The sequence below is a fragment of the Paenibacillus sp. sgz302164 genome (assembly GCF_056120505.1).
Window position 1 is genome coordinate 21120 of the sequence record NZ_JBVYOL010000017.1, and the last position, 24364, is coordinate 45483.

Genomic DNA, 24364 nt, shown 5'->3' on the forward strand with positions numbered 1-24364 from the left:
CGACAGGAATCGGCGGCAGATGAAGCTAAAGCTATCCCTTATTCATAAGGGCGGCTTTAGCTTTTGTCATTTACTTTTCGATTAAGAATAATTTATAGGTAATAACTATTAAATAAATTGCTTTAATATATTTCACTTATATCATCGCAAGAGCAATAATAAAGTTATCCTGATGTATGAAGTGAAAAATTTATAATTGGAGGGAATACAATGGTTATCTCAACAAGTGGAAGCGAAACTTATATTACTGAGATTTTTAACGGTACTTCTAAAATTTATTCAGATGTTACCGAAGAGAAAGGGGGGAGTGGAAAATATTTTAGACCACATGATCTGATAGAATCCGGCTTTGCTTCGTGTTTAAATATTACTGCGAGAATAATATTGGACTCAATGAATGTATCTTACGACGGAGTTACTGTTAAAGTTGAAATGGATAGAAGCAACGAAGCAAAGACTATATTTAAGTACCACATTGACATTTCAGGATCAATCGATAAAGAAACCAAGGAAGTAGTATTAAGAAAGGTAATGAACTGTCCAGTCAAAAAAACATTATCTAAACAGCTAGAGTTTATTGATGAAAGCAGTATTATTTGAACAAAGGAGCTAGTGGTTGCTTATTCTGTGAAATGATGTTGTTTCATTAAAAATAGTCAGAATCATTTAACTGCATCACTTCGTTTATGCCGCCTTACTAAACGAAGTGGTTGAGGTATTAACAAATATTGCGCGGGGGCGGTATACTTTCTAATGAAAGTTACTGCGTGGAAGGAGCTGGACGCTAATGTTTCGAAATTCGCCCTACATATTACTCATTCTGGCAACTTGCATTTGGGGCGGCAATTTTGTCGCCGGCAAGGCGCTGGTTACGCAAATGCCCCCGCTGACGCTTGCGGCTTTGCGGTGGAGCATTGCCTTCGTTTGCCTGCTTCCGTTGTTCGGCAGGGAAGCGTGGCGATTGAGAGCCGACTTTCTTCGCCATTGGAAAATGATCGTGTTCCTCTCCGTGACAGGGGTAGCGGGCTTTAATACGCTGACGTATGTGGCTGTACAGTACACCGGTTCGATCAATGCTTCTTTGATGAACTCGGCAACTCCCATTATGGTTGTCATTCTGTCGCGTCTGATGTTCAAGGAGAAGATCGCCTGGTCCGCCATCCCCGGGATCGTCGTTTCCATGGCGGGGGTGTTCTGGATTATCGGCCGGGGCAGCCTGGCCGCGCTCATCGGCCTGTCTTTCAATAAAGGCGATTTGTGGATGATGCTGGCTATTTTGTGCTGGGCGCTCTACTCGGTCGGCATGAAAAGAGCGGCTGGTTTATTTCCGGCTAGCCCGTTTTTGCTTGTTCAAGTGGCGGTCGCCTTGCTGCTGCTGCTTCCGCTTTCTGCGGTTGAGCTGGCGGCTGCCGCTTCGCCGATTGTTTGGACGCCGTCGCTGCTTATCGGTCTGCTCTATATCGGCTTGTTCGCCTCGGTTATCGCCTTCTCGTCCTGGAATCGGGCGATCGAGCTGGCGGGGCCTCAGCGCTGCGCGGGCTTTCTCAATCTGATTCCCTTGTTCAGCGCCCTGTTCGCGACGGGATTCACCGGGGAATCGCTCCATTTGTATCATCTGCTAGGCGCTGCGCTGATCGTTGCAGGGGTGTACGCGACCAATCGCGCGATGAAAAGGAAGGGTGGCGGGCGTCCGGCGCGGCAATCTTGATCGGGCGCGGTTGACCGCCGCCATGCGACATCGAACGGCCTGCTGCAAAAGCAGGCCGTTCAACTGCCCGGCGGGTTCTGCCGCCGGTATTCGCTCGGCGACAAGCCCGACCACCGCTTGAATTGGCGGCTGAAGTGGGCGATGTCCCGGTAGCCGAGCATGGACGCGATGTCCTGCACGGACAGCCGCGCATTGGACAGCAGCAGCTTGGCTTCGTGCAGCACCAGCTCGGACAGATGGGCGCGCGGCGAGACGCCGAACACGTGCCGGAAAATGCGGTTGCAATGGGAGGTGCTGATCCCCAGCCCTGCGGCAATGTCGTCGATGCCGTAATGCTGTTCCACGGCGATCCCTTGCTTGAAATGCTGGCTGACCAGCGCCTGCAGCCGGTTGCGGATTTGATGGGCAAGCTCGACCTTCTCGTAAGCGGTGGAAGACACGAGGACGGCTTCCTGGGAAATGGCTTCCCACAGCATGCCGAAAAGCTCAAAAATCGCGGAATGCAGCCGCATCCGCTGGGCCATCGTCGCCTCCCCGGACCGGCTTGTAATGTCGATCAGCCTGGATAGCACAGGCTGGATGTGCCCGGTCACGGAGCCGTCCCGCGGGAACAGCACCTGCTCCATGCGGCTGAGCAGGGACAGGAATATTTTGTCGTCGATATCAAAATGAATGCAAAAATAAGTAAAAGGCTCCCGATCTACGCTGCGGCTGGAATGGACATCCCCCGGACGAAGCAGGATGAGATCGCCGGCCTCCTGAACGAGTTTACGCCCGCCGACGGTCATGAGCTGCCGCCCCTCCAGCAAATAGTTGATCTCGTACTGCGGATGCTCATGCGCCGGATACTCCCATTCGCCGCTGACGCTGCGCAGATGGATGCCGAACAGGTTGACGGTCGTCCGGATATCCGGCAGCACGATGTCGTGAATAATTTGTCCCAATGTTGGAGGGGTGAATGTTGCGGCCATAGGCTGTTCTCCTTTGCCTGCTGATCGTTATGCAGTCAGTATAACCTAACTCGCCCGATTTGGGTAAATTTTTGATCGATTTGTCAATGGTCAGCCGGCCTGTTGCTGTGCTAGGATGGACGGGAATCTGCCGGTTCCAGGCGTTAATCCGGGCTGGCAGCTGATCAATATGCGCAAATTGGATTCGATCCCGCGCAGCCGGAATGTACAAAGCTTTGGAAGGCAACGGCAAAAGGCGAGAGCGGTTTGATGTTGGGAAATGGAAGAAAAGGGTAAGGGGAACTCGGGATAGGCTGCAGGCGGTAATAGCGAGGGAGGAACTAGGATGAGTGGAGCAACGAGGTTAGGCGCAGAGACGGGCTATAACGGCTGGCTCGGGTATAACCGATTGACGGAGAACGGGCCCGGCGGGGGATATGAAGCATGCTTCGGCAAAATTGTCGCGACCGAGACGGATGAAGTGATCCGGACGGCCGTATCGGAATGGATAAAAGGCATCGAGTCGATGCTCGGGCAGCGTCCCGTCGCGGCCGGGCATGCGGAAGGGGCTCCTTGCATCGCCGTCGGAACTTTTGGCGGCGGCAATGAAATTGTCGGCCGGACCTTCAGCGAAGCTGCGCGTTCGGCTGCGGGGGCGGAGGGCTTCGCGATCAAGGCGAATGCGGAGGAGAGCTGCATCGCGATTGGGGCGGCGACCGCGGCGGGCGTTCTGTACGGCGTGTTTCATTCGCTCAGATTGATCGGTACAGGCAGCGCGGTCGGCGGTCTCGATATCGCGGAAGCACCGGCCGGCATGCTGCGCATGATCAATCAATGGGACAATATCGACGGCAGCATCGAACGCGGTTATGCCGGCAATTCGATTTTTTACGCCGATAATGAAATTACATCCGATCTGGAACGTGTGCGCGATTATGCCAGATTGCTCGCTTCTACGGGAATCAATGCGATCGCGATCAACAATGTAAACGTACATAAGTATGAAACGATGTTTCTGACGGAGCGTTATCTTCCTGATGTGGCCAAGCTGGCCGGCGTTTTCCGGGCTTACGGCGTCAAGCTGTTTCTGAGCGTCAACTACGCCAGCCCGATCGAAATCGGCGGCTTGTCCACAGCCGATCCGCTGGATGCGGATGTGCGCCGGTGGTGGCGGGATACGGCCGCCGAGGTGTACGCGGCGATCCCGGATTTTGGCGGCTTTCTCGTCAAAGCCGACTCCGAGAACAGGCCCGGCCCGTTCACCTACGGACGGGATCATGCGGACGGCTCGAACATGCTGGCCGAAGCGCTTGAGCCGTACGGCGGCATTGTGATCTGGCGCTGCTTCGTTTACAACTGCAAGCAGGATTGGCGCGACCGCTCGACGGACCGGGCGAGGGCGGCCTATGATCATTTCAAGCCGCTGGACGGCCGGTTTAAGGATAACGTGATTTTGCAGGTGAAGAACGGTCCGATGGATTTCCAGGTGCGGGAAGGCGTCTCGCCGCTGTTCGGCGCGATGGAAGCGACGAATCAGGTGCTGGAATTTCAAATTACGCAGGAATACACGGGACAACAGCGGCATCTCTGTTACCTCGTTCCGCAGTGGAAAGAGGTGCTCGATTTTGAAACTTACGCCAAAGGCGAAGGCTCTACGGTGAAGCGGATCGCCGGCGGTGCGCTGTACGGCAACCGCTGCAACGGCTTCGCCGCGGTTTCGAACATCGGAGACGATGCCAATTGGACGGGGCATCTACTGGCGCAGGCCAACCTGTACGGCTTCGGCCGTCTGGCCTGGAACCCGGATCTGACTTCCGAAGCGATTGCCGAGGAATGGATTCGGCTGACGTTCGGGGGCGATGAGCGGGTGGTACGGACGATTGCGGCCATGCTGCTGGATTCGTGGGGCATTTACGAATCCTATACGTCGCCGCTCGGCGTAGGCTGGATGGTCAACCCGAATCATCACTACGGGCCGAATGTCGACGGCTATGAATATTCGAAATGGGGCACGTACCATTTTGCCGACTGCCACGGCATCGGCGTCGACCGGACGGTGGCGACGGGAACGGGATATGCCGGACAATATCAAGGAGCGAACGCGGTAATGTACGAGTCCGCGGAGTCGTGCCCCGATGAGCTTCTGCTCTTTTTCCACCATGTTCCGTACACGCATGTGCTGCATTCCGGCAAAACGGTCATCCAGCACATTTACGATACTCATTTTGAAGGCGTGGAGCGGGCGGAACAGCTGGAGCAATCGTGGAGCGCATTGAAGGGAATCGTGGCCGACGGATTGCACGGGCAGGTGGAAGAGCGACTGGCCGAGCAGGCTGAGCATGCCAAGGAATGGCGCGATATGATCAACACGTATTTTTACCGGAAAAGCGGTATCGCTGACGTACACGGCCGCAAAATTTACTAGAAATTGCAACGCTCTCTTGCTGGGGCCTACAGGGCCAAGCCGGAGGGCGTTTTTTGTCGTTTGGGAAATTATGCTTGTTGGTACTCAGCATGCTTCATGGTGCTGTTGTTCAAGCGGCGTGCAAAAAAACATTCCGGCAATTTGCCTCTGAATGCGGTTGTACGTCTCGATAGACCTTGGTGAAGGCTTCCTGCTGAGGCATAAGGTAGGGGCGATGCAAATCGGTTTGGCTTTGTTCCGCTTGCAGGGATTTTTCGAAGTATATACACTGCGGCGCATAAATTGAAAAGCCCCCACGTTCGAGGAGATAACCATAATTTGCCCGCCTGCACGAAGAAAACCTGCAAAAATACATGAATTTGCGTCCTTGATCGCTGTCCACGGACAATTCCTGCAAAAGTGCAGGCTTTTCACCAAACATATAGACTTATACTCAATTTCAGCGAAAATTCCTGCACTTTCGCAGGCTTTTCGCCAAAACAAGCCAATTTCAGCGAAAAAACCTGCACTTTCGCAGGTTTTTTCCCTAGCAAGCTGATTTCTGCCCAGTCGTGCAGTTACACGACCTGCCCCGGGAGAGGCACGCGGCCAGAAAATAAAGAGGCGGCTGCCTTTTTTCGCGCCGATAGCTTCTGTCCGGGAGTATTCTTGCCGAGGATGAGTCAGGATTTCACCTCAAAAATATTGTATTATGCATCAATATTATTCATTTTTCCTTTTATTAAATTTATATGTTGATAAATAAAACAATTATAATTATAATCCAATTATACAATCCTTGTTTCAATTTAATGTTTCAATATGGAACATGATGTGGAGGTGGAATATGAATACGCTGTATCAATTTCAAACTGCAGAGCGAATTGTGGCAGGGCGCAACTCATTTCAATCTTTAGGAGATTATATTCATACACTTGGAGCTGCGGTAAAATCGGTTTTGATCGTTACGCAGCCATCCATGAAAACGTTTGGATTCGTTGACGATCTTGTAAGCAGACTATCCGCTCAAGGAATAAGCGCCGACATTAATACGGGAATTGCTCCCGAGCCGACGGCAGACAATATTGAAGAAGTGTTTCGGAGCATTTCCGGCGAGCGTTACGATGCGCTCATAGGTTTTGGCGGCGGAAGCGTGTTGGATGCTGCGAAAATTTTATCCGTGCTGTCGACTAACGACAATTCGGTCCGCGAGCTGCTGGGAACGGATTTGGTGAAAAATCCGGGCATACCGACGATTTTGATTCCGACGACTTCGGGAACCGGGTCTGAAGTAACGCCGAATGCGATTGTGACTTTGCCTGACGAGGAGCTGAAGATAGGGATCGTAAGTAAGCGTTTGCTGCCCAAACTGGTCATTCTCGATCCTGTGCTGACGTTAAGCTTGCCGAAGCCTATTACCGCTGCAACGGGAATGGATGCTTTCACTCACGCCCTGGAATCGTATATTTCGAACAAAGCCAACCCGTTCAGCGACATGTTCGCTTTGGAATCGATCCGGCTGATCTCGGCAAGCATCGTGGAGGCGTACCGGAACGGCTCGTCCGTCGATGCAAGGGAGAACATGCTCGTAGGCTCCATGTACGGAGGAATGGCCCTGACTGCCGCCGGAACGGCTGCGGTTCATGCGCTGGCTTACCCGCTTGGCGGCAAATTTAAAGTGGCCCACGGAGTCGCCAATTCAATGCTGCTCCCTCATGTGATGGAATTCAACATGGATGCGATTACGGACAGGCTTTCCCGGGTCGCTGAGCCGATGGGCATCGGCGTTCAAGGACTTTCCGCCGCGCAGGCCGCCGGGAAGGTAGTCGAGAAAATGGTGGAATGGACGAATGTTTTGGAAATTCCGCAAGATTTGAGGAGCTTTGGCGTAAAAGAAGACGACGTGCCGGCCTTGGCCGTATCCGCTTCCAAAGTAACGCGTCTGCTCAACAACAATCCGAAGCCGCTCGCTTTAACCGATATGGAAACGATTTATCGCAGATTGCTTGTCTAGCTAAAAGGTGATGAAAACATGAGGATATTCGTTATTTCAGACGATTTGACGGGCGCAAGCGATTGCGGAGGGCAGCTCGTGCGGTACGGGATGGACGTTTCGGTCGTTATGGACCGCAAGGCCGAAGGCCTGGGCAAGAAAGAAGCGGTTATTCTGGACACCGACAGCCGTTCCGTATCCGGGGAAGAAGCTTACCGCAGGGTGCGGAATGTCAGCGAGTGGATCAAAAAGGAGTCTTTCGATGTGGTGTACAAGAAGATCGACTCCACGATGAGAGGAAATATCGGGCAGGAAATCAACGCGGTATACGATGTTTTTCAACCGGATTTCGTCGTCATCGCCCCGGGGTATCCGGAAATCGGGCGCCGGGTGAAGGACGGGATTCATCTTTTGGGCGGAAAGAAGCTGCATGAAACCGAGGTGGCCAAAGACCCGAAAACGCCCGTTACCGAATCTAACATTATGCGGTTGATGCAAATTCAAACACATAGAGAAGTCGGTCATCTGACGCATGACGATTTGAAGCAAGGTTACCCGCAGTTTATGGAGAAGCTGTTGGCTTTTAAAAAGCGGAACATCTCCTACGTGACGGCGGATTCCGTTACGGAGTCGGATCTGGAGACGCTTGTCGTATGGATGAAGCAGACTCCGTTTTCCGTCATATGGGCCGGTTCGGCCGGCTTGATGAATTATTTGCCGCTTGCTTACGGGATGCGGCGCGGGCGTTCCGCGGCGAGTGTGCCCAAGCATGACAGCCCTGTTTTGCTCGTCGCCGGCAGCGTCAGCAAGGTCGGGCGGGAGCAGCTGCGGCAATTGCTGGCGAATGCCGATGTTGCCGGAATCGAGATGCGGTCGGATCAAGTGATTGCAGATGAGGCAGGCAAAGAGCGGGAGCGGAACCGGGTGATGGAGGAAGCCGGGAACGCTTTTCGCAATGGACTGCATGTTGCGCTGTTTTCTTCGAATGAGGTGGAACGGACGCAGCGATTGGGAGCCGAACAAGGCTGCAGCCCCGTTCAAATCAGCAATAGGGTATCGGAGGCGCTGGGGGAGATGGCGGTTTCGCTCGTGAAGCGGCATGCATTGCGCCATCTTTTTCTAACGGGCGGAGATACGGCCCATCAAGTGTTCCGCCAACTGCACGCACAGGAGTTCCATTTGCTGGACGAGGTCGAGCCGGGCATTCCGCTCGGGAAAATTATCACGGACGAAGAGGTGTTTGTCGTGACGAAAGCCGGCAGCTTCGGTACGCAGCAGGCTATGGTCAAGGCAGTCCGCAAACTTCAAGGAGGATCAGAATGAAGCCCATTATCGGAATTACGATGGGAGACGCGGCGGGGATCGGCCCCGAGGTCATCGTGAAAGCGTTAGCCCATCGTTCTGTTTATGACATTTGCCGTCCGGTTGTAATCGGGGATGCCGGCATATTGAATCGCGCCATTCAAGTTACACAGGCGAAAGTCAATCTTCAAACCGTCCGCCGGGTCGAAGACGGCAAGTTCGTCCCGGGCACGTTGGATTGCCTGGATATGAATCTGCTGCCGGAAGATCTGTCGTTCGGGGAAATATCCCCCGCCGCCGGCGACGCCGCTTTTCAATATTTGAAGCAAGCGGTCGAGCTGGCCAAGGAGAAGCGCATTCATGCGATTTGCACGGCACCCTTAAATAAAGAAGCGCTGCAAAAAGGCGGGCACCTGTATCCGGGGCACACGGAAATTTTGGCCGATCTTACGGATACGGCGGATTACTCCATGATGCTTTCCTCGCCTAAGCTGAAAGTGATTCATTTGACGACGCATGTAGGCTTGATCGATGCGATTAAGGCCATTACGCCGGAGCGGACTTACAAAGTGATCAAGCTCGCTTATGAAACGTTAAGCCGCGCCGGCTATAGGAATCCGAAAATCGCGGTTTGCGGCATCAACCCGCATGCCGGGGAGAACGGGCTTTTCGGCAACGGGGAAGAAGAGGAGAAGCTGATTCCCGCTATTGAACAAGCCGCCGCCGAAGGCATCCAAGCGAGCGGCCCGTATCCGGCCGACACTTTATTTTTCCGGGCTGTCCGCAAAGATTTCGATATCGTTGTCGCCTGCTATCACGATCAGGGGCATGTCCCGATCAAAGTGCTGGGGCTGGAAGAAGGCGTCAATATTACCGTGGGCCTAAAAGGCGGCGTGATCCGCACTTCCGTCGACCACGGCACCGCATTCGATATTGCCGGGAAAAATATCGCGGATGAGCGAAGCATGCTGGCCGCGATCGGGTCGGCTGCCGATTTGTCCCCGAAAAACTAGAGCGAAGGAGCAACCTGTTATGAAAGTCGTATCTACTTCACCGTCCTTTGCCAAGTATTCGCAGGAGCCGATTCATTATTTGGAAAAGCACGGCATCCAAGTCGTCCACGTACCGTCCGACATTCAAGAGGAGCAGTTTATTGAAGCAGTCCGGGATGCGGACGCGGCGATTGTCGCTTTTAACGAAATGACTCCTAACGTGTTTGCGCACGCTCCGCGCTTGAAGATCGTGTGCAAGCATGGAGTCGGTGTGGATAACATTCATCTGGAAGCGGCCAAAGCGGGCGGCGTCTGGGTGACGAACGTTCCGAACGCCAACAAGCATGCGGTAGCCGATTTTACTTTTGCGCTCATGTTGTCGTTAGCCAGACAGATTCCGCTTGCCAATGACTTGACGAAAAAAGGCGAGTGGCCGCGCATATTCGGCTCCGACGTGTATCAGGCGACGGTCGGCATTATCGGACTCGGCAGCATCGGCAAAGAGGTTGCCCGCAGAGCGGCCGGCTTCGATATGGAGATTTTGGCTTACGATCCTTATCCCGATCATGCTTTTGCCCAAGCGCATGGGGTTAAATTCGTAACGATGGAGGAAATTTTGGCGGGCAGCGATTTTGTCACGCTTCACATTGCTCTGACCGACCAAACGAAACATTTAATCGGCGCAGCCCAGCTTGGCATGATGAAAAAGAGCGCTTACCTCATCAACGCGTCCAGAGGCGGCATCGTCGTTGAAGATGCGCTGTACGAAGCGTTGACGACAGGGGCGATTGCCGGCGCCGCATTGGATGTGTTCGAGCAAGAGCCGCTGAAGGAGCACCGACTGTTCGCTTTGCCCAATTTTATCGCGCTGCCTCATATCGCCGGGTATACGAGCGGAGCCATTAACGCATTAAGCCTGACCTGCGCCAAAAATATCGTTGAAGTGCTCGTAAACAACAAAAGGCCCGACCATGTGATGAACGGGCTATAACACAATCGGATACGGAGAGGTTGAGTTGCAAACATGAATAAAAGATCAAACGTACGCTGGGTAGTCGCGTTTCTGATGTGGGCGGCTATCGCCATCAATTATATCGACCGCACTGTTCTCTCGGCAGCGGCTCCGTATATCACCAAGGAGTTCGGTTTGAATGCCGCACAGATGGGCCTTATTTTATCGGGATTTTTCTGGTCTTATGCCTTATTGCAGATTCCTTCCGGATGGGTCGCGGACAAAATCGGGCAAAAGAAAACGCTCGGCTTCGCCGTTATCTGGTGGTCGCTCGCAACGGCGGTGACCGGCCTGGCGACCGGCTTTAAGTCGATTTTCGGCTTTCGGGTAGCGCTGGGGATCGGCGAAGCGGCGGCTTATCCCAGCAACGCGGGGATCGCGTCCAAATGGTTTCCGGATAAGGAGCGGGCGACGGTAGCCGGTATTTTTGACAGCGGTTCCAAGTTCGGCGGTGCTGTCGCCATCCCTTTGATCGTCTGGCTCATTTCGATGTTTCAATGGAAAATGACGTTTGCCATCATCGGTTTGCTCGGGATCGTATGGGCGGCTGTCTGGTTGTGGTATTTTAAAGAGAGGCCGGAAGATCATAAAGGCGTAAACGAGGCGGAACTGAAACATATCCGCGACGGCCAGGCGACAAAAGAAAGCGACGGCGCCGAGCGTCCGATGAAATGGTACCAGCTGCTCAAATACCGGAATATTTGGGCGATGTGCATCGGATTTTTCATGATCAACTACAATTCGTATTTCTTCATTACGTGGCTGCCGACTTACCTGGTCAAAGAAAGAGGCATGGGCCTGATTGAAATGGGTTTTATGGCATCGCTTCCATTGTTGTGCGCCATGGTCATGGAAGTGGTGGCGGGTTGGCTGTCCGACCGCATTTATGCCAAAGGGCTGCTCTCTTTGACGGCGACAAGAAAGCTGTTCCTGATCGTCGGCCTGCTGATGGCTTGCTGCATCGGGTTTGCCGCGTTCGCCCATTCGGCCGTGCTGGCCGTAGTGCTCTTGTGCATCGCAAAGTCCGGCACGACCGTAGCCGCTTCCCAGGTTTGGGCGCTTCCGGGAGATGTTGCGCCGAAGAACATGACCTCTATCGTTGCCGGCATGCAGAACACGGTTTCCAATATGGGAGGCGTAGTGGGGCCGATTATAACGGGATTTTTCGTTGCTGCTTACGGTTCGTTCGTGCCCGCTCTGCTGTTCTCGGCCGCGCTCATCGTCATCGGAATTCTCAATTACTTGTTCTTGCTCGGAAAAGTAAAACCGATTCAATAGCAATGGCGAACAACTGCAAATCATAATAACGGTTACTGCATGTGATGCAATGAAAAAGGAGATGCTGAAATGTTCATTCCAAAAGGTATAATTCCCGCCATGGTCACTCCGTTTACGGCGGACTATAAGTTGAACGAGACGGCTTTGCGCCAGATGACCCGCCGTTTTATTGATGCGGGCGTACACGGTTTGTTCGCTCTGGGGACGAACGGCGAGTTTTTCTCGCTCACTTCCGAAGAAAAAATCAGAATTGCGGAGATTGTCGTTGAAGAAGCAAAAGGCCGGGTTCCCGTCTATATGGGTGCAGGCGGGATCAGTACGGAGGAAACGATTGTTTTGACCCGCAAATTTGAAGCAATCGGCGTCGATGCCGTATCCGTGATCACCCCTTACTTTTTGGCGTTTACGCAAAAAGAGCTGTCGGACCACTACGTCAGCCTGGCCGGCTCGACTTCGCTGCCGATTGTGCTGTACAACATCCCGGCGCGGACCGGGAACAGCTTGCAGCCTGCGACCGTAGCCCAACTATCCCGCATCCCGAATATCGTCGGCATCAAAGACAGCAGCGGCAGCTACGATAACATTCTGGCTTATCTCGAAGCTACCGATCCTGGCGAATTTTCCGTTTTGGCCGGGACGGACTCTTTAATTCTCTCCACGCTGCTGGCCGGAGGACATGGCGCCATTGCTTCAACGGCGAACGTATTCCCGCAGCAAGTTGTTTCGATTTACGAAAACTGGAAACAAGGCGAAGTCGCAAAAGCCGAGGAGGCGCAAAGAGTGCTGAGAAAACTTCGCGGCGCCTTCAGTCTCGGAACGCTTCCCTCTGTTTTGAAAGAAGTGCTGAACATGATCGGCGTTCCGGCCGGACCGTCGCGCAAGCCGGTCGGTCTTGTTACGGACCAGGCTAAGGAAAAACTGGAGCAGATGGTGCAGGCATACCGCGAACAAGGGCTTGTCGAGTAAAGCCTATGCTGAAAAAAGTCGAACAATTGCTGAGGGATATCCCGATTCCGAGAATGGCAAAAGTTCAGCAAAACTTTTTTGCTCCCGAGCTTGACGATACGGCAAAGGCTGTTCATCAAGCCATTGAAGCGGCAGGCGTTATGTCACGCATTCTTCCGGGGGACCAGGTAGCGATCGCAGTCGGCAGCCGCGGGGTAGCCGATATCCCGATTCTGGTCAAGGAAGTCGTCCGTGCCGTGAAATCGGCCGGGGCGTTTCCTTTCATCGTGCCCGCTATGGGCAGCCATGGCGGAGCGACGGCGGAGGGCCAAGCCGAAGTGTTGGAGCAATTGGGGGTCACGGAGCCTTCCGTGGGAGCGCCGATACGCTCAAGCATGGAAGTCGTGGAGGTCGGGAGACTGCCCAAAGGCTTGCCCGTGTACACCGACAAACTAGCTTATGAAGCCGATAAAATTATCGTCATCAACCGGATCAAACCGCACACCGCGTTCAGCGGTCCGATTGAAAGCGGCTTGATGAAGATGGTGACCATCGGCCTCGGCAAGCATAAAGGCGCGGATGCCGCTCACGCCTACGGGTTCGGCAGCATGGCGGAGCATGTTCCCGCGATGGCCCGCATCGCGCTTGCCAAGCTCCCGGTCGCGTTCGGCTTGGCCTCCGTAGAAAATGCGTATGACCGCCCGGCCAAAATCGTGGCCGTACCCGCCGAGCGGATCGAATACACGGAGCCGGAGCTGCTGCTGGAAGCGAAGTCGCTCATGCCGCGGCTGTTGTTCGACCCGATCGACGTCCTGATCGTCGATGAGATCGGCAAAGACATATCCGGCAGCGGCATGGACCCGAATATAACCGGGCGCTTCAATACGCCTTATGTGAAAAGCACGGCTCCTGCCATCAGCCGAATCGTAATCCTCGGCCTGACGGAAAAAACGCAAGGCAACGCGCTCGGTATCGGCCCGGCGGACATCATCACGCAGCGCTTGTTCGACCAAATCGATTGGGAGAAGGGCTATTTGAACGCTTTTACAAGCACGGTATTGACGCCGGTCAAAGTCCCGATGTTCCTTCCGACGGAGCAGATGGCGGTGCAGGCGGCGATCAAGACATGCAACGTCCCGGACCTGCATCAAGTGAGGATGGTACGCATCAAAAACACGCTGGAACTCAAGCATATTTGGATTTCCGAGAGCATGCTGCCCGACGCGCGGAACATCAGAGAAGTCGACGTATTGACGGAGCCGTCAGTCATGCATTTTTCATAAATGAAAGGCGCTGCACGCGAGCAGCGCTTTTTTTCAATACGTGGGGGGGCGGGGCCTGGCTGCGCAAAGAAAACCTGCGAAAGTACATCTTTTTGCTCGATGGATACGCTGGCCACGACAAATTCCTGCAAATGTGCAGGCTTTTTGCTGCGAATATGGGCTCAGGTTCATTTTCATCGAAAAATTCCTGCACAATCGCAGGCTTTTTGCCAAAACGAACCGGTTTCCCGGAAAAAGCCTGCACTTTCACAGGCATTTCCTGCCGATCGCAGACCCTGCCTGGCTGCGCGAAGATAATTTGCAAAAGTGCCGTTTGGTTTGAATAGCATGAATATGGGCAATCGATTATAATAGCGAATGATCATGTTCATTGCAAAGAGGGTTTGTACCATGTTGACCAGGGAACATTTTTTTGACCGCAAAAAGCGGGAAACGGGCGTGGCCCTGAACGACGCCCAGAAAAGGGCGGTTCTTCATACCGACGGAGCGCTGCTGCTCCTGGCGTCGCCCGGTTCCGGGAAGACGACGACACTCATGATGAGAATCGGCTACCTCATTGAGGAAAAAGGAGTGAAGCCGGAGAGAATCAAGGCTGTGACCTTCAGCCGGGCCGCGGCAGCCGACATGCAGGAGCGGTTCAAGCGCTTTTTCCCCGGGGTGCCGCCCGTTCATTTTTCGACGATACATAGTTTGGCGTTTGAAGTGATGCGGGAGCATTTGCGCAGGTCGGGAACCACGTATCAGCTGATCGAGGGGGAAGTGAACCTGGAGGAGCAGGGGCTATTCGACCCGGAACGTCCGCCGCTGCACAAAAAGTTTATTTTGCGCCGGCTGTTTCAGGAGATCGCAGGCGAGAATATCACCGACGACCAGATGGAAGAGCTGACTACATACATCAGCTTCGTCAAGAACAAAATGCTTCCGCAGCACGAATGGGCCGGGGTTCCGTGCGACGTTCCGCTGGCGGAGGCGGTTATGCGGCAGTACGAGACTTTCAAGCAGTCCGGCGCGGACAAGCTTTTGATCGATTATGACGACATGCTGACGCTTGGCAATCAGGCGCTTGAGGAGGATAGAGGGCTTTTGCGGAAATACCAGCAAAGGTATGATTACGTGCTGACGGACGAAAGTCAGGACACCTCGCTCGTGCAGCATGCGATCATCGAAAAGCTGGTGCGCAAGCACGGCAATTTGTGCGTCGTGGCCGACGACGATCAGAGTATCTATACGTGGCGGGCGGCGGAGCCGGAGTACCTGATCAATTTTCGCAGCGTATATCCGCATGCGGCGACGCTGATGATGGAGCAAAATTACCGCTCCTCGAAGGATATCGTTGATGTGGCGAACCGTTTTATCAAGCGCAACAAGAACCGTTACGACAAAAACATGTTTACGCACAATCCCCGGCAAAAGCCGATCGTCCTGAGAAGCTTCGCCGATTATAAATATCAGTCCAAGTACGTGGCGGAAAAAGTGGCGGAGTTTGCCGATCTGCGCGAGGCGGCCGTACTTTACCGGAACAACGCGTCCTCGATCATGCTGATGAACGAATTCGACCGGGCCGGCATCCCTTTTTACATGAAGGACACCGATAACCGCTTTTTTTCCCATTGGGTCGTTGAAGACGTATTGAACTTTATGCGCATGAGCTTTAGCGACCGTCGTCCGGACCTGCTGGAGAAAATTCATACCAAATGCATCGGCTATATTACGAAAAAGCAGATGGCGGCGCTTATGGGCATTGCAGACGGCCAAGTCTCGGTATTCGATACATTGCTGGACCGCGTCCCGCTGCAGGATTACCAGGTAAAGCAGCTGAAGGAAGCCAAAGAAACTTTTCAGCAAATGAGAGGCGTCGCTCCGCTCCACGCTATCCGCATGATCCGGGGGCCGCTCGGATACGAGAAGGCGATCGACAAAATGTGCGAGCGGCTCGGCTTTCGCAGGGAGGCGTTGATCGGCATTTTGAACACGCTGGAAGCGATCGCCGATACGCTGGAGACGATGGAGGAGTTTGCGGCCCGGCTCAAACATCTGGAATCGGCGCTGAAAACGTCGAAGTTCAACAAGCATGAAAATGCGGTCACATTGTCCACCCTGCACAGCGCCAAAGGTCTGGAGTTCGACCAGGTGTTCATGGTCGATTTAGTCGACGGCATCCTGCCCGCGGCGGACGATATTCAAAAATTCGCCAAAGGCAGCAAAGCGCAGATGGAGGAATCCGCGCGGCTGTTCTACGTCGGCATGACGCGTGCCCGTACGCACCTGGAGCTGCTGACTTACAGAGCGAGGGACGGGGAAAAGGCTGCGGAATCCCAATTTGTTGCGGATGTCCGGCTTTTGCTGCAGCCTGGCAAGCCTGCGCCGGTTAAAAAGGAGCTGCCGCGGGCGCTTACGGTTACGGTGAAAATGGCCGCGCCGGCCCCCGTCAACCCGCGCGCGATCCGCGGGAGGGACCGGCTGCAGGCAGGCGGCGCCGTCAGGCACGGCGTATTCGGAAACGGGGAAATCGTGTCGCTCGGGAGCGAAACGATTTTGATCCGTTTCCAGGCCGGGGAGAAGCGGCTGTCCGTCGCGGCCTGCCTGGAAAGGGGCCTGCTCGAGCCGGGGTGACCCGGCGGTTCGCGGCAGCGCTGGCGGCCGGGGCCGCCGGACCGCACGCGGTTGCAGGCGCGGGAGGGTCGCCCCGCGGTGCGGCGCCGCCAAAGCGGCAGGGCCGCCGCTGGGGGTTGACCGCCGCCAGGCGCCGGCGCCGACTCGCGTGCGGGAATCGCGGGGGCCGGGCGCCGGGCCTACCCCGGCCCGTGCGTTCGGGATTCGCGCGGGGCGCCGGGCCTACCCCGGCCCGTGCGTCCGGGATTCGTGCGGGGCGCCGGCCCTCCCCCGGCCCGTGCGTTCGGGATTCACGCGGGGCGCCGGCCCTCCCCCGGCCCGTACGTTCGGGATTCGCGCGGGGCGCCGGCCCCCCCCCGGCCCGTACGTCCGGGATTCGTGCGGGGCGGGGTGGGGGCCTTTGGGCGGAAGCGCTCCGCGGCAGGCGCATAAAGCGGCAAAAGATGTACTTTCGCTGGTTGTTGCGAAAGTTTTGGTTGGTTGCTGCCCACAGGTTCAGCCCAGCCTTTTGTGAAGCTGCGGGGGAGGAGCCCAGAAAGCTGCGAAATTGCGGGCAGCCCAGAAACCCACACGTCGAAGCGGGTCGCATTCTAGTTGCGCGAAGAAAACCTGCAAAAGTACAGTTTTTTGCTCGTTAATGTGCTGGCAGCGAAAAATTCCTGCAATTGTGCAGGCTTTTCGCCGCGAACAGGGGCTCTGGTTCATTTTCATCGAAAATTCCTGCACAATTGCAGGCATTTCGCCAAAATGAACCATTTCTACGAAGAAAACCTGCACTTTTGCAGGTTTTCTCCCTGCCGCCGTCTTGTCCCCACCACTTCAGCACCGCAACCCGTGCAGGAGGGCGTGGGTCGGGGAAGAGCGGCTGTACCTACTCTGGTTCCTCTAACTCGTCACTTTATCAACAATCTGACTTTGCAGACTTTTTTGCGATGGGTGGTGATTTTGTCGAGCAAGCTATTTGCCGCTCTTCAGATCATCGCCGGAGCCGGGGGCCGGGAGGGGGGGACTCGCCAAGCCGATGCCAACCACCACCGCGCCGAGGCTAGGCGCTGAGCCGGGTGCCCGCTCCCCGCCGGAGCGCTGCCAACCACCACCGCGCCGAGGCTAGGCGCTGAGCCGTGCGCCCCGCTCCCTGCCGTAGCACCGCCAACCACCGCCGCGCCGAGGCTAGGCGCTGAGCCGGGTGCCCGCTCCCCGCCGGAGCGCTGCCAACCACCACCGCGCCGAGGCTAGGCGCTGAGCCGTGCGCCCCGCTCCCTGCCGTAGCACCGCCAACCACCGCCGCGCCGAGGCTAGGCGCTCAGTTGTGCGCCCCGCTCCCTGCCGGAGCACCGCCAACCACCACCGCTCCGGGCCTAGGCGCCCCGTCCGGCGCCCGAGCCCCCCATACACGAACGACTCCGAGAATCGTTCGTGTATTTTATTATTGACACGACCACTGTATTAAGGGTATAGTACACCCATAGTGTATGAACTACTTAGTACACACACTTCGTTTTTTCGGAATGCTGGTTTCGAGGACTGTTTGGTCAGGCTTCACGAGAAAGGAACTTAGGGAGATGGGCCGATGAACGTTACGTTTAATAATCGCGATCCGGTGTATTTGCAGGTGGTGCGGTACTTTAAAGAGGAGATTGCGACCGGCAGATTGGCGGCAGGCCAGGAGATACCGTCCCGCAGGGAGCTGGCAGGATTGCTCCAGATTAATCCCAATACGGTGCAGCGGGCTTATAAGGAAATGGAGGAGCAGAAATTGATTACGACGGAAGGCAATTCCCCGAGCCGTATTACGACGGATGAGCGGGTGCTGAGCTTGATTCGGGAGGAGCTCATTCGGGAAGCGGTCGAAGTGTTCGTGAATTCGGTCAAGAAAATCGCGGTGCCCGTCGACGAGCTGATGCAAATTGTCAAGGACAAATACGAATCGGAGCGGGCTAAGGAATAGGAGACGGGCTAAGGAGCAGCTGACGTTGTCTGAAGCCGGTTTTTCTGAAGGAAGACTTGAAGGAGGTTGCCCTATGGTTGAAGTGAACCGGATAAGCAAGAAATACGGAAGAAAAAGAGTGCTGGACGAAGTTACGTTCACAGCGGAGAAAGGCCAGATCACGTGCCTGGTAGGCATGAATGGGGTAGGCAAGTCAACGGTCCTGAAATCCATTATGGGGCTGACGCCGGTTAGCGGCGGCCATATTCGGATCGACGGCCAGCCGATGAATAAGCGGCTCTACGAAAAAATCGCATATATTCCGGATACGCTGACGATGCCGCCCTCTATGAAGATCAGTGAGGCGATGGACTTTATGCAGGATTTTTATGAATCCTGGAACGTGCGACGCGCTGTGGAACTGCTCGCTTTTTTCAAGCTGAAGGAAGGGGACCGGATCAGCGATCTATCGAAAGGGAACGCGGCTAAGGTCAATCTGCTGCTCGGCTTGTCGCTTGACGCGGATTATGTATTGATGGACGAGCCTTTTTCCGGGATCGATATTTTCAGCAGGGAGCAGATTGCCGCCGTGTTCACCAGCCATTTGATCGAAGAACGCGGGGTCATCATTACGACGCACGAAATTCATGATATCGAGCATTTGATCGACAAGGTCGTGCTGCTTGACCAAGGCAGGGTGATGAAAGAGTTTATCGCGGAAGATATCCGCATGAAAGAAGGCAAGTCCGTCGTGGACGTGATGAGAGAGGTGTATTTGGCATGAATCGTTACTGGAAGCTTCTGAGCTGGGAATTGAACCGGTTCGCCAAAATTTACGGTGTATTATGGCTTGTAGTTCTGCTCTCGCAAATGACCGGCGTGTTTTTGTACGCCCATAATTATACGAGTATTGCTGACGAAAGAATGTACAATGATTCTTTAACCGCAGCCGAATACACCGCCCGTTTTCGGCCGGCGAGCTTTGAACATACGATCTCGTCTTCCTGGTTTGAAGCGCCATTTTCTTTGTGTGCGGCGGCGCTCCTGCTGTATGTATTCCTGATCTGGTATCGGGACTGGTTCGGCAAACATACTTTTGCCTACCGGCTTCTCATGCTTCCGACTTCGCGGATGAATGTGTTTTGGGCCAAGCTGAGCGCCATTCTGCTGTTTGTGCTGGGATTTGTCGCTTTCCAACTGCTGATTCTTCGGCCGCAGCTGCTCTTTTTCAATCTGATGATTCCGAGTGAATTCAGGGTTCCTGTATCCATGGGGGAGCTGATTTCAAGCAGTTCCAACTTGAATACGATCATTCCCCGGCATTTCATTCAGTTCGTCCTGTATTACGGCGCTGGAATTATGGCAGTAACGGTCGTTTTTGCGACCATTTTGCTGGAACGCAGCTTCCGCATCAAGGGAATCGTCGCAGGCATTGTTTATGCGGCACTGGCCGGTTTATTGCTCCTATTGCCCATGTTCATCGCTAAAAACCTGCTTCCGAATTATTTTTATCGCAGCGAGTTATATTTGATGGAAGCCGTCGCCGGGCTTGTGGTGCTGGGCGTCTCGCTGTGGTTCAGTTCCTATCTGCTTCGTAACAAGGTAACCGTCTAAGGAGGAGTAAGAATGAAGCGTTATTGGAAATTAGCCGTGCTCATTCCTCTTATCGTTGTGTGCATAGGCATTTATTATATATGGCTGTCCAGCGGTGCTTATCCGCAATACGTTTTGAAGTGGCAGGAAGGCAACGAGAAGGAGGCTTTTCCGGTCTCACTTCAAGCTAATTACAGAAATGAACCGCTCAGTATCAGTTCGGCCGGAAGCCTGTATCGCAACGAGCAGTCCGTTCGGGAAATAACGGATGCTTATAATATGTTTAACGATGACTTTAACAAGCTTGTGAAGGAACACCGTTCGTTCATGCGGGGGAAAAGAAACCTCGGCGGCGTCTACGAGGATGACCGCATTATCGGGTATGCGGATATCAAATACGAGTCCGATTCGAAAAAAAGCAATTTTTTAGCCTTCCATCCTTTCAATTTCCGTTTTGCCGTGTCGGTATACGATAAGTCGCGGAAAGAAAGCTCTTCCTTCGAGGTCAATGTGCCAAGGGAGAACGAATATAATAATCTGAATATGGCTGAAGTTCAAATCGACGGTCAGAATATGAAGCTGATTACATATAATTCCAAGCGAAATCCAAACAAGCAGGGAAGCTACATTTCGGAAGTTCATCTGTATACGCTGAATTTGGACGCGAAAACTGTGGCCGAGGATCAGGCGATTTTAACCGGTCTTGTACAGGACGACGATAACCCGATCGACATCGGGGGTGTGCTTGAGGCGAATCCGACGAAGGCAAGCCGCTACGCTATTTTTAATCTTACATATTCCAAAAAGAATACGGCAAAACAATCATCGGAAACGGTTGCTTCTCGGGAGTATGTGAAGGATAAAGAGGAACTGATTGTCTACGACATACCAAGCGGCAAGCTGGCGGTGATACAGGATGCAGCGATAACAAGTTTGCTGAAAGAAACCGATGCCGTCACAGTCAGACACTCCGGGAACGAGCTGTTCCTGACCTCATGGAAGGACCCCAAAGGGCCCCGTGTTATCCGATATAGTCTGGCGGACAACAAAATTATGAAAGATCTGACGATAGCGTTCAAAGACGGGGGCAAAGGCGGGGAAGAGGTGCGAACCGCAAGTATTGCGAATAATCGTATATACATGCTGGTTAACTCGATGAAGGATGAAACATCCCCTCCAAGGGTAGTCATCGCCGAACTGGACAACGGAACGGTCGTTTATCAGGGCGCGGTCGCGACCAACGATAATCGGAAGTTTAGAAATTTGACGATTTTTGATATAGAAGGCAAACAGCAAGAAGAGCCGTCCCGGCAGTCGGCCTGGGCCCTTCTGCCGCCGTCGTAATACGAAGAACCTCCGGCGCTGCGCGCATGCAGCGGTCTGGAGGTTTTTTCGTTACCACATAAGAATGTTTAAGTTCTTTACAGCGCTAAAGCGCGTAGAACAGCATTCTTATTGGCGAATAAACCTACCTCTAAACGCGGTCGCTCATCTTCGAAAAGACCTCGATAGAGGTTTATCTCATTGATCGAAGGGCCATACGCGTCCGCTCCTCGGAGTATCGAGTCTGTAATCGGAATACTTCACGTCATAGAACCCGTATGACCTGACAGCGTATTTTCAGCGCACATTCAGTGCACTTTCAGTTGGTTGTGCTACGATAATTGTTAAGGATGTTCGCATGACTATGGAGAAAATCCCGTTGGAATAAGCGGCAGGCAGGCCGATTCCGCGCCGCCGTTTTTTGGCGGTGGCGGTTGGAGCGTCGGCTGCCGTACTATCGGCGGCGCTTTATTTCCCGCTGCGGCCGTGCTATACTTTTGTAAATTTGCATGCGGAAGAGGACGAACAGATGGCGACGATCAAGGATGTGGCTGAGAAAGCGGGAGTAACCGTTACAACGGTTTCCAGGGTTCTCAATAACCGTGGCTATATTAGCGACGCTACCCGGCAAAAAGTACATAAAGTCATGGAAGAGCTGCAGTATCAGCCCAATGAAATCGCGCGCTCGCTTATGCGCAAAAAATCGATGATGCTGGGATTGATCATTCCCGCCGTTGCTCATCCTTTTTTCGGGGAGCTGGCGAATAAGCTGGAAAATTACGCCTCTCTCAAAGGGTACAAAATTTTACTGTGCAATTCCCGGCTCGACCAGGCGAAGGAAAAAGAATATATCGATATGCTCAAGAGCAATCGCGTCGATGGCATTATTATGGGCAGCCACACGCTGGATGTGCTTGAGTATTTACAGCTTCGCAAGCCCGTCGTGACGTTTGACCGGCGCATTGCGGATATCCCCTACGTATCCTCGGATAACTATCAGGGCGGCGTATTGGCGGCGGAATTGCTGATCCGCAAGGGATGCAGAAACATTGGGCATATTTGCGGCAATTTGTCCCTGGACATGCTGGGCAACCGCCGGACCGAGGGGTTTATGGCAACGCTCAAACGGCATTCGCTGGAGCCCGTCATTATCGAGCTCGGAACGGATGTGTTCGAAAGCGGCGACTACGAAAGGGCGGTCAGGCGGATGCTGGCCGACTATCCGGAGGTGGACGGCGTTTTTGCAAGCAGCGACATGATCGCCTACTATATGATCAAAGCTTGCACATCGCTCGGAATTCGAATTCCGGAGCAGTTGAAACTGATCGGCTACGACGATATTCAATTCTCCTCGCTGGTGACGCCGGGGCTGACCACGATCAGACAGCCGCTCGAAGCGATGAGCCGGATGGCGCTCGACATTATCGACAGACTGACGGCAGGGGAAACCGTCCCTTTGGAGAACGTCCTTCCCGTGACTTTGGTGGAACGACAAACTACCTAGACGAAAAGCCGAATCCCTTTTGCGGGATAAGGCTTTTTTTGCGCATATGGTTCATTTTGCGGAAAAGCCCGCAATCGTGCAGGAATTCCTGATAAAAATGGGTCCACAGGCCGTGGAGCCGGAGACCCGGAATGCGCAGCGGCATGTCGAGCAGTTTTTGCATATCCATCCGTCTGATTTCAAAATAAAGGCAGAGTGACCGGAAAAGCCAAAGGAGGGCCTATGCCCTCCAATAAAATTACAGCTCTTATACATGCGCCGCCAAAAAAGCGCGGACGATATCAAGCACCTTCGGCGTCCAAAAGCGCGCCCCGTGCCCCGCTCCTTTCACCTTATAGAAGGTTGCCTGATGCCCCGCTTCCTTTAAAGATTCGTATAATAAAACGCTTTGGTTGAAAGGAACGATTTCATCTTGATCGCCATGCATAATTAAAAACGGCGGAAGCGGCTTCTCTTTGGAAATATAGAAAATCGGATTTGTCAGGGCCGCCTTCTCCTTGTTCTGTTGAATCGGGCCGCCGATCAGCAAAGATTCGGGAGAACCGGCCGCGTCATGGTCGATCCTGGACGGATATTTGCTCATTTGAAGAATGTCGGTCGGCCCGTAAAAATCGATAACTGCGTTGACGCTGCTCGGTTGTTCCGGGAATAAATCCGAATCGAAGCCGGCTACGCCTTCGCTGACCCCTGTAAGCGCTGCCAGATGTCCTCCCGAAGAATCTCCCCAGACAGCAACCCGGCCCGGATCAATTTGATAGGTTACGGCATGTTTTCTTAAATACCGGATAGCCGTTTTCACGTCCTGGATTTGAGCCGGAAATTTGGCTTCGAGCGAATGCCTGTATTCGACGCTTGCTACAACGTAGCCATGATGGGCAAAATCGGATAACTGCGGGATGGCCGTATACCGTTCCTGCGGAAGCCAGCCTGATCCTTGAATGTAAACTAGCAACGGGAACGGTCCCTTGCAGTGAGCCGGCTTTATAAGATTGATACGAATATCGCGCTCTCCGAAAGAGGCGAAAACGATGTCCGGTATGTACTTGGCGATATAGCGATCTTCTTCGTCTCCGCTTACGATCTGCATATCTTCGGATTCGTAGTTATCCACAGGAACTTTGACTTGAAGAAAAGTCAATTTGGGGGCTTCCATTTGTTAATTCCTCCTTAGTTTGGCGGATCGTTTTACTGGCCGATTGCGGCAATTCGCACCGCGCGCAGCTCTTAGCCCGCGGTGTTGTGCTGCATGACGGCGGCCGGTCGACCACATGGGCACGGCATTCTGCGAGGCAATCGGGATTTGGGATTCGGAGAATCGTGAAACCGCTAATAACACTTACGTCAATGTTATTCAGAACGCCTGAGAAAGTCGCGAGCGTTATCCAGAACCACCTGAGAAAGGCACCGATGGTATCCAGGACGCCCGAGAAAGTCTTGGGGGAGCTGTGCTCGAAGCAATGGTGTTTCGCTTTCCCGCCCATGCCGATGCGGTCGCCTGTGAAGCGGATTGGCCACCCGAAAAACCTGCGAAAGTGCA

Annotated in this window: 20 protein-coding genes; 17 read left to right on the plus strand and 3 right to left on the minus strand. The window is 53.8% G+C overall.

The window, feature by feature from the left end:
- Positions 1-210: 210 nt before the first annotated feature.
- Both AC0LWT_RS25700 and AC0LWT_RS25705 read left to right on the plus strand, forming a co-directional pair.
- Positions 211-600, plus strand: coding sequence for an OsmC family protein (locus tag AC0LWT_RS25700; RefSeq protein ID WP_474684132.1), 390 nt, complete (start codon positions 211-213; stop codon positions 598-600).
- A gap of 187 nt (positions 601-787) precedes the next feature.
- Positions 788-1708 (plus strand): DMT family transporter, encoded by a 921-nt coding sequence (locus tag AC0LWT_RS25705; RefSeq protein ID WP_474684133.1) that lies wholly within the window; start codon positions 788-790, stop codon positions 1706-1708.
- Positions 1709-1767: 59 nt separating this feature from the next.
- Here AC0LWT_RS25705 and AC0LWT_RS25710 read toward each other — a convergent pair whose 3' ends face one another.
- The gene (locus tag AC0LWT_RS25710; RefSeq protein WP_474684134.1) at positions 1768-2679 is read right to left on the minus strand and encodes a helix-turn-helix domain-containing protein; all 912 of its coding nucleotides are present in this window, start codon (positions 2677-2679) and stop codon (positions 1768-1770) included.
- 325 nt (positions 2680-3004) lie between these two features.
- Here AC0LWT_RS25710 and AC0LWT_RS25715 point away from each other — a divergent pair, with 325 nt between their 5' ends.
- The 8 genes from AC0LWT_RS25715 to AC0LWT_RS25750 all read left to right on the plus strand — a co-directional run bounded on the left by AC0LWT_RS25715 (position 3005) and on the right by AC0LWT_RS25750 (position 13867).
- On the plus strand, positions 3005-5083 hold the full coding sequence (locus tag AC0LWT_RS25715) for an alpha-glucuronidase family glycosyl hydrolase (RefSeq protein WP_474684135.1): 2079 nt from the start codon (positions 3005-3007) through the stop codon (positions 5081-5083).
- A gap of 826 nt (positions 5084-5909) precedes the next feature.
- A complete protein-coding gene (locus tag AC0LWT_RS25720; RefSeq protein ID WP_474684136.1) occupies positions 5910-7076 on the plus strand; it encodes an iron-containing alcohol dehydrogenase in 1167 nt (388 codons plus the stop codon).
- A gap of 18 nt (positions 7077-7094) precedes the next feature.
- A complete protein-coding gene (locus AC0LWT_RS25725) occupies positions 7095-8378 on the plus strand; it encodes a four-carbon acid sugar kinase family protein (protein WP_474684137.1) in 1284 nt (427 codons plus the stop codon).
- The gene (gene pdxA, locus AC0LWT_RS25730) at positions 8375-9370 is read left to right on the plus strand and encodes a 4-hydroxythreonine-4-phosphate dehydrogenase PdxA (RefSeq protein ID WP_474684138.1); all 996 of its coding nucleotides are present in this window, start codon (positions 8375-8377) and stop codon (positions 9368-9370) included. The genes AC0LWT_RS25725 and pdxA overlap by 4 nt, the downstream gene beginning before the upstream one ends.
- Before the next feature lie 19 nt (positions 9371-9389).
- The gene (locus AC0LWT_RS25735) at positions 9390-10340 is read left to right on the plus strand and encodes a phosphoglycerate dehydrogenase (RefSeq protein ID WP_474684139.1); all 951 of its coding nucleotides are present in this window, start codon (positions 9390-9392) and stop codon (positions 10338-10340) included.
- Positions 10341-10373: 33 nt separating this feature from the next.
- Positions 10374-11639, plus strand: coding sequence for an MFS transporter (locus tag AC0LWT_RS25740; protein WP_474684140.1), 1266 nt, complete (start codon positions 10374-10376; stop codon positions 11637-11639).
- 69 nt (positions 11640-11708) lie between these two features.
- Positions 11709-12605 (plus strand): 4-hydroxy-tetrahydrodipicolinate synthase, encoded by an 897-nt coding sequence (gene dapA / locus AC0LWT_RS25745; RefSeq protein WP_474684141.1) that lies wholly within the window; start codon positions 11709-11711, stop codon positions 12603-12605.
- A gap of 8 nt (positions 12606-12613) precedes the next feature.
- Complete coding sequence (locus AC0LWT_RS25750; protein WP_474684259.1) at positions 12614-13867, plus strand: nickel pincer cofactor-dependent isomerase, group 22; 1254 nt, start codon at positions 12614-12616, stop codon at positions 13865-13867.
- Here the strand turns inward: AC0LWT_RS25750 and AC0LWT_RS25755 are convergent.
- Positions 13851-14117, minus strand: a complete 267-nt coding sequence (locus AC0LWT_RS25755; protein WP_474684142.1) for a hypothetical protein — start codon at positions 14115-14117, stop codon at positions 13851-13853. The genes AC0LWT_RS25750 and AC0LWT_RS25755 overlap by 17 nt on opposite strands.
- Before the next feature lie 140 nt (positions 14118-14257).
- On the opposite strand from AC0LWT_RS25755, the gene AC0LWT_RS25760 reads away from it, so the two are divergent.
- From AC0LWT_RS25760 to AC0LWT_RS25790, 7 genes are all read left to right on the plus strand, one after another.
- Positions 14258-16480 (plus strand): ATP-dependent helicase, encoded by a 2223-nt coding sequence (locus AC0LWT_RS25760; protein WP_474684143.1) that lies wholly within the window; start codon positions 14258-14260, stop codon positions 16478-16480.
- A 594-nt stretch (positions 16481-17074) separates the two neighbouring features.
- Positions 17075-17536: a hypothetical protein gene (locus AC0LWT_RS25765; RefSeq protein WP_474684144.1), complete on the plus strand. Its 462-nt coding sequence runs from the start codon at positions 17075-17077 to the stop codon at positions 17534-17536.
- A gap of 514 nt (positions 17537-18050) precedes the next feature.
- Positions 18051-18428 carry a GntR family transcriptional regulator gene (locus AC0LWT_RS25770; RefSeq protein ID WP_474684145.1) on the plus strand — a complete coding sequence of 126 codons (378 nt, stop codon included), beginning with the start codon at positions 18051-18053 and terminating at the stop codon, positions 18426-18428.
- 73 nt (positions 18429-18501) lie between these two features.
- The gene (locus tag AC0LWT_RS25775) at positions 18502-19191 is read left to right on the plus strand and encodes an ABC transporter ATP-binding protein (RefSeq protein ID WP_474684146.1); all 690 of its coding nucleotides are present in this window, start codon (positions 18502-18504) and stop codon (positions 19189-19191) included.
- The gene (locus AC0LWT_RS25780; RefSeq protein ID WP_474684147.1) at positions 19188-20021 is read left to right on the plus strand and encodes a hypothetical protein; all 834 of its coding nucleotides are present in this window, start codon (positions 19188-19190) and stop codon (positions 20019-20021) included. The genes AC0LWT_RS25775 and AC0LWT_RS25780 overlap by 4 nt, the downstream gene beginning before the upstream one ends.
- Before the next feature lie 12 nt (positions 20022-20033).
- Positions 20034-21344, plus strand: a complete 1311-nt coding sequence (locus tag AC0LWT_RS25785) for a hypothetical protein (protein ID WP_474684148.1) — start codon at positions 20034-20036, stop codon at positions 21342-21344.
- 508 nt (positions 21345-21852) lie between these two features.
- On the plus strand, positions 21853-22827 hold the full coding sequence (locus AC0LWT_RS25790) for a LacI family DNA-binding transcriptional regulator (protein ID WP_474684149.1): 975 nt from the start codon (positions 21853-21855) through the stop codon (positions 22825-22827).
- 247 nt (positions 22828-23074) lie between these two features.
- Here the strand turns inward: AC0LWT_RS25790 and AC0LWT_RS25795 are convergent, their stop codons facing one another.
- Positions 23075-23980, minus strand: a complete 906-nt coding sequence (locus tag AC0LWT_RS25795; RefSeq protein ID WP_474684150.1) for an alpha/beta hydrolase fold domain-containing protein — start codon at positions 23978-23980, stop codon at positions 23075-23077.
- Positions 23981-24364: the final 384 nt, after the last annotated feature.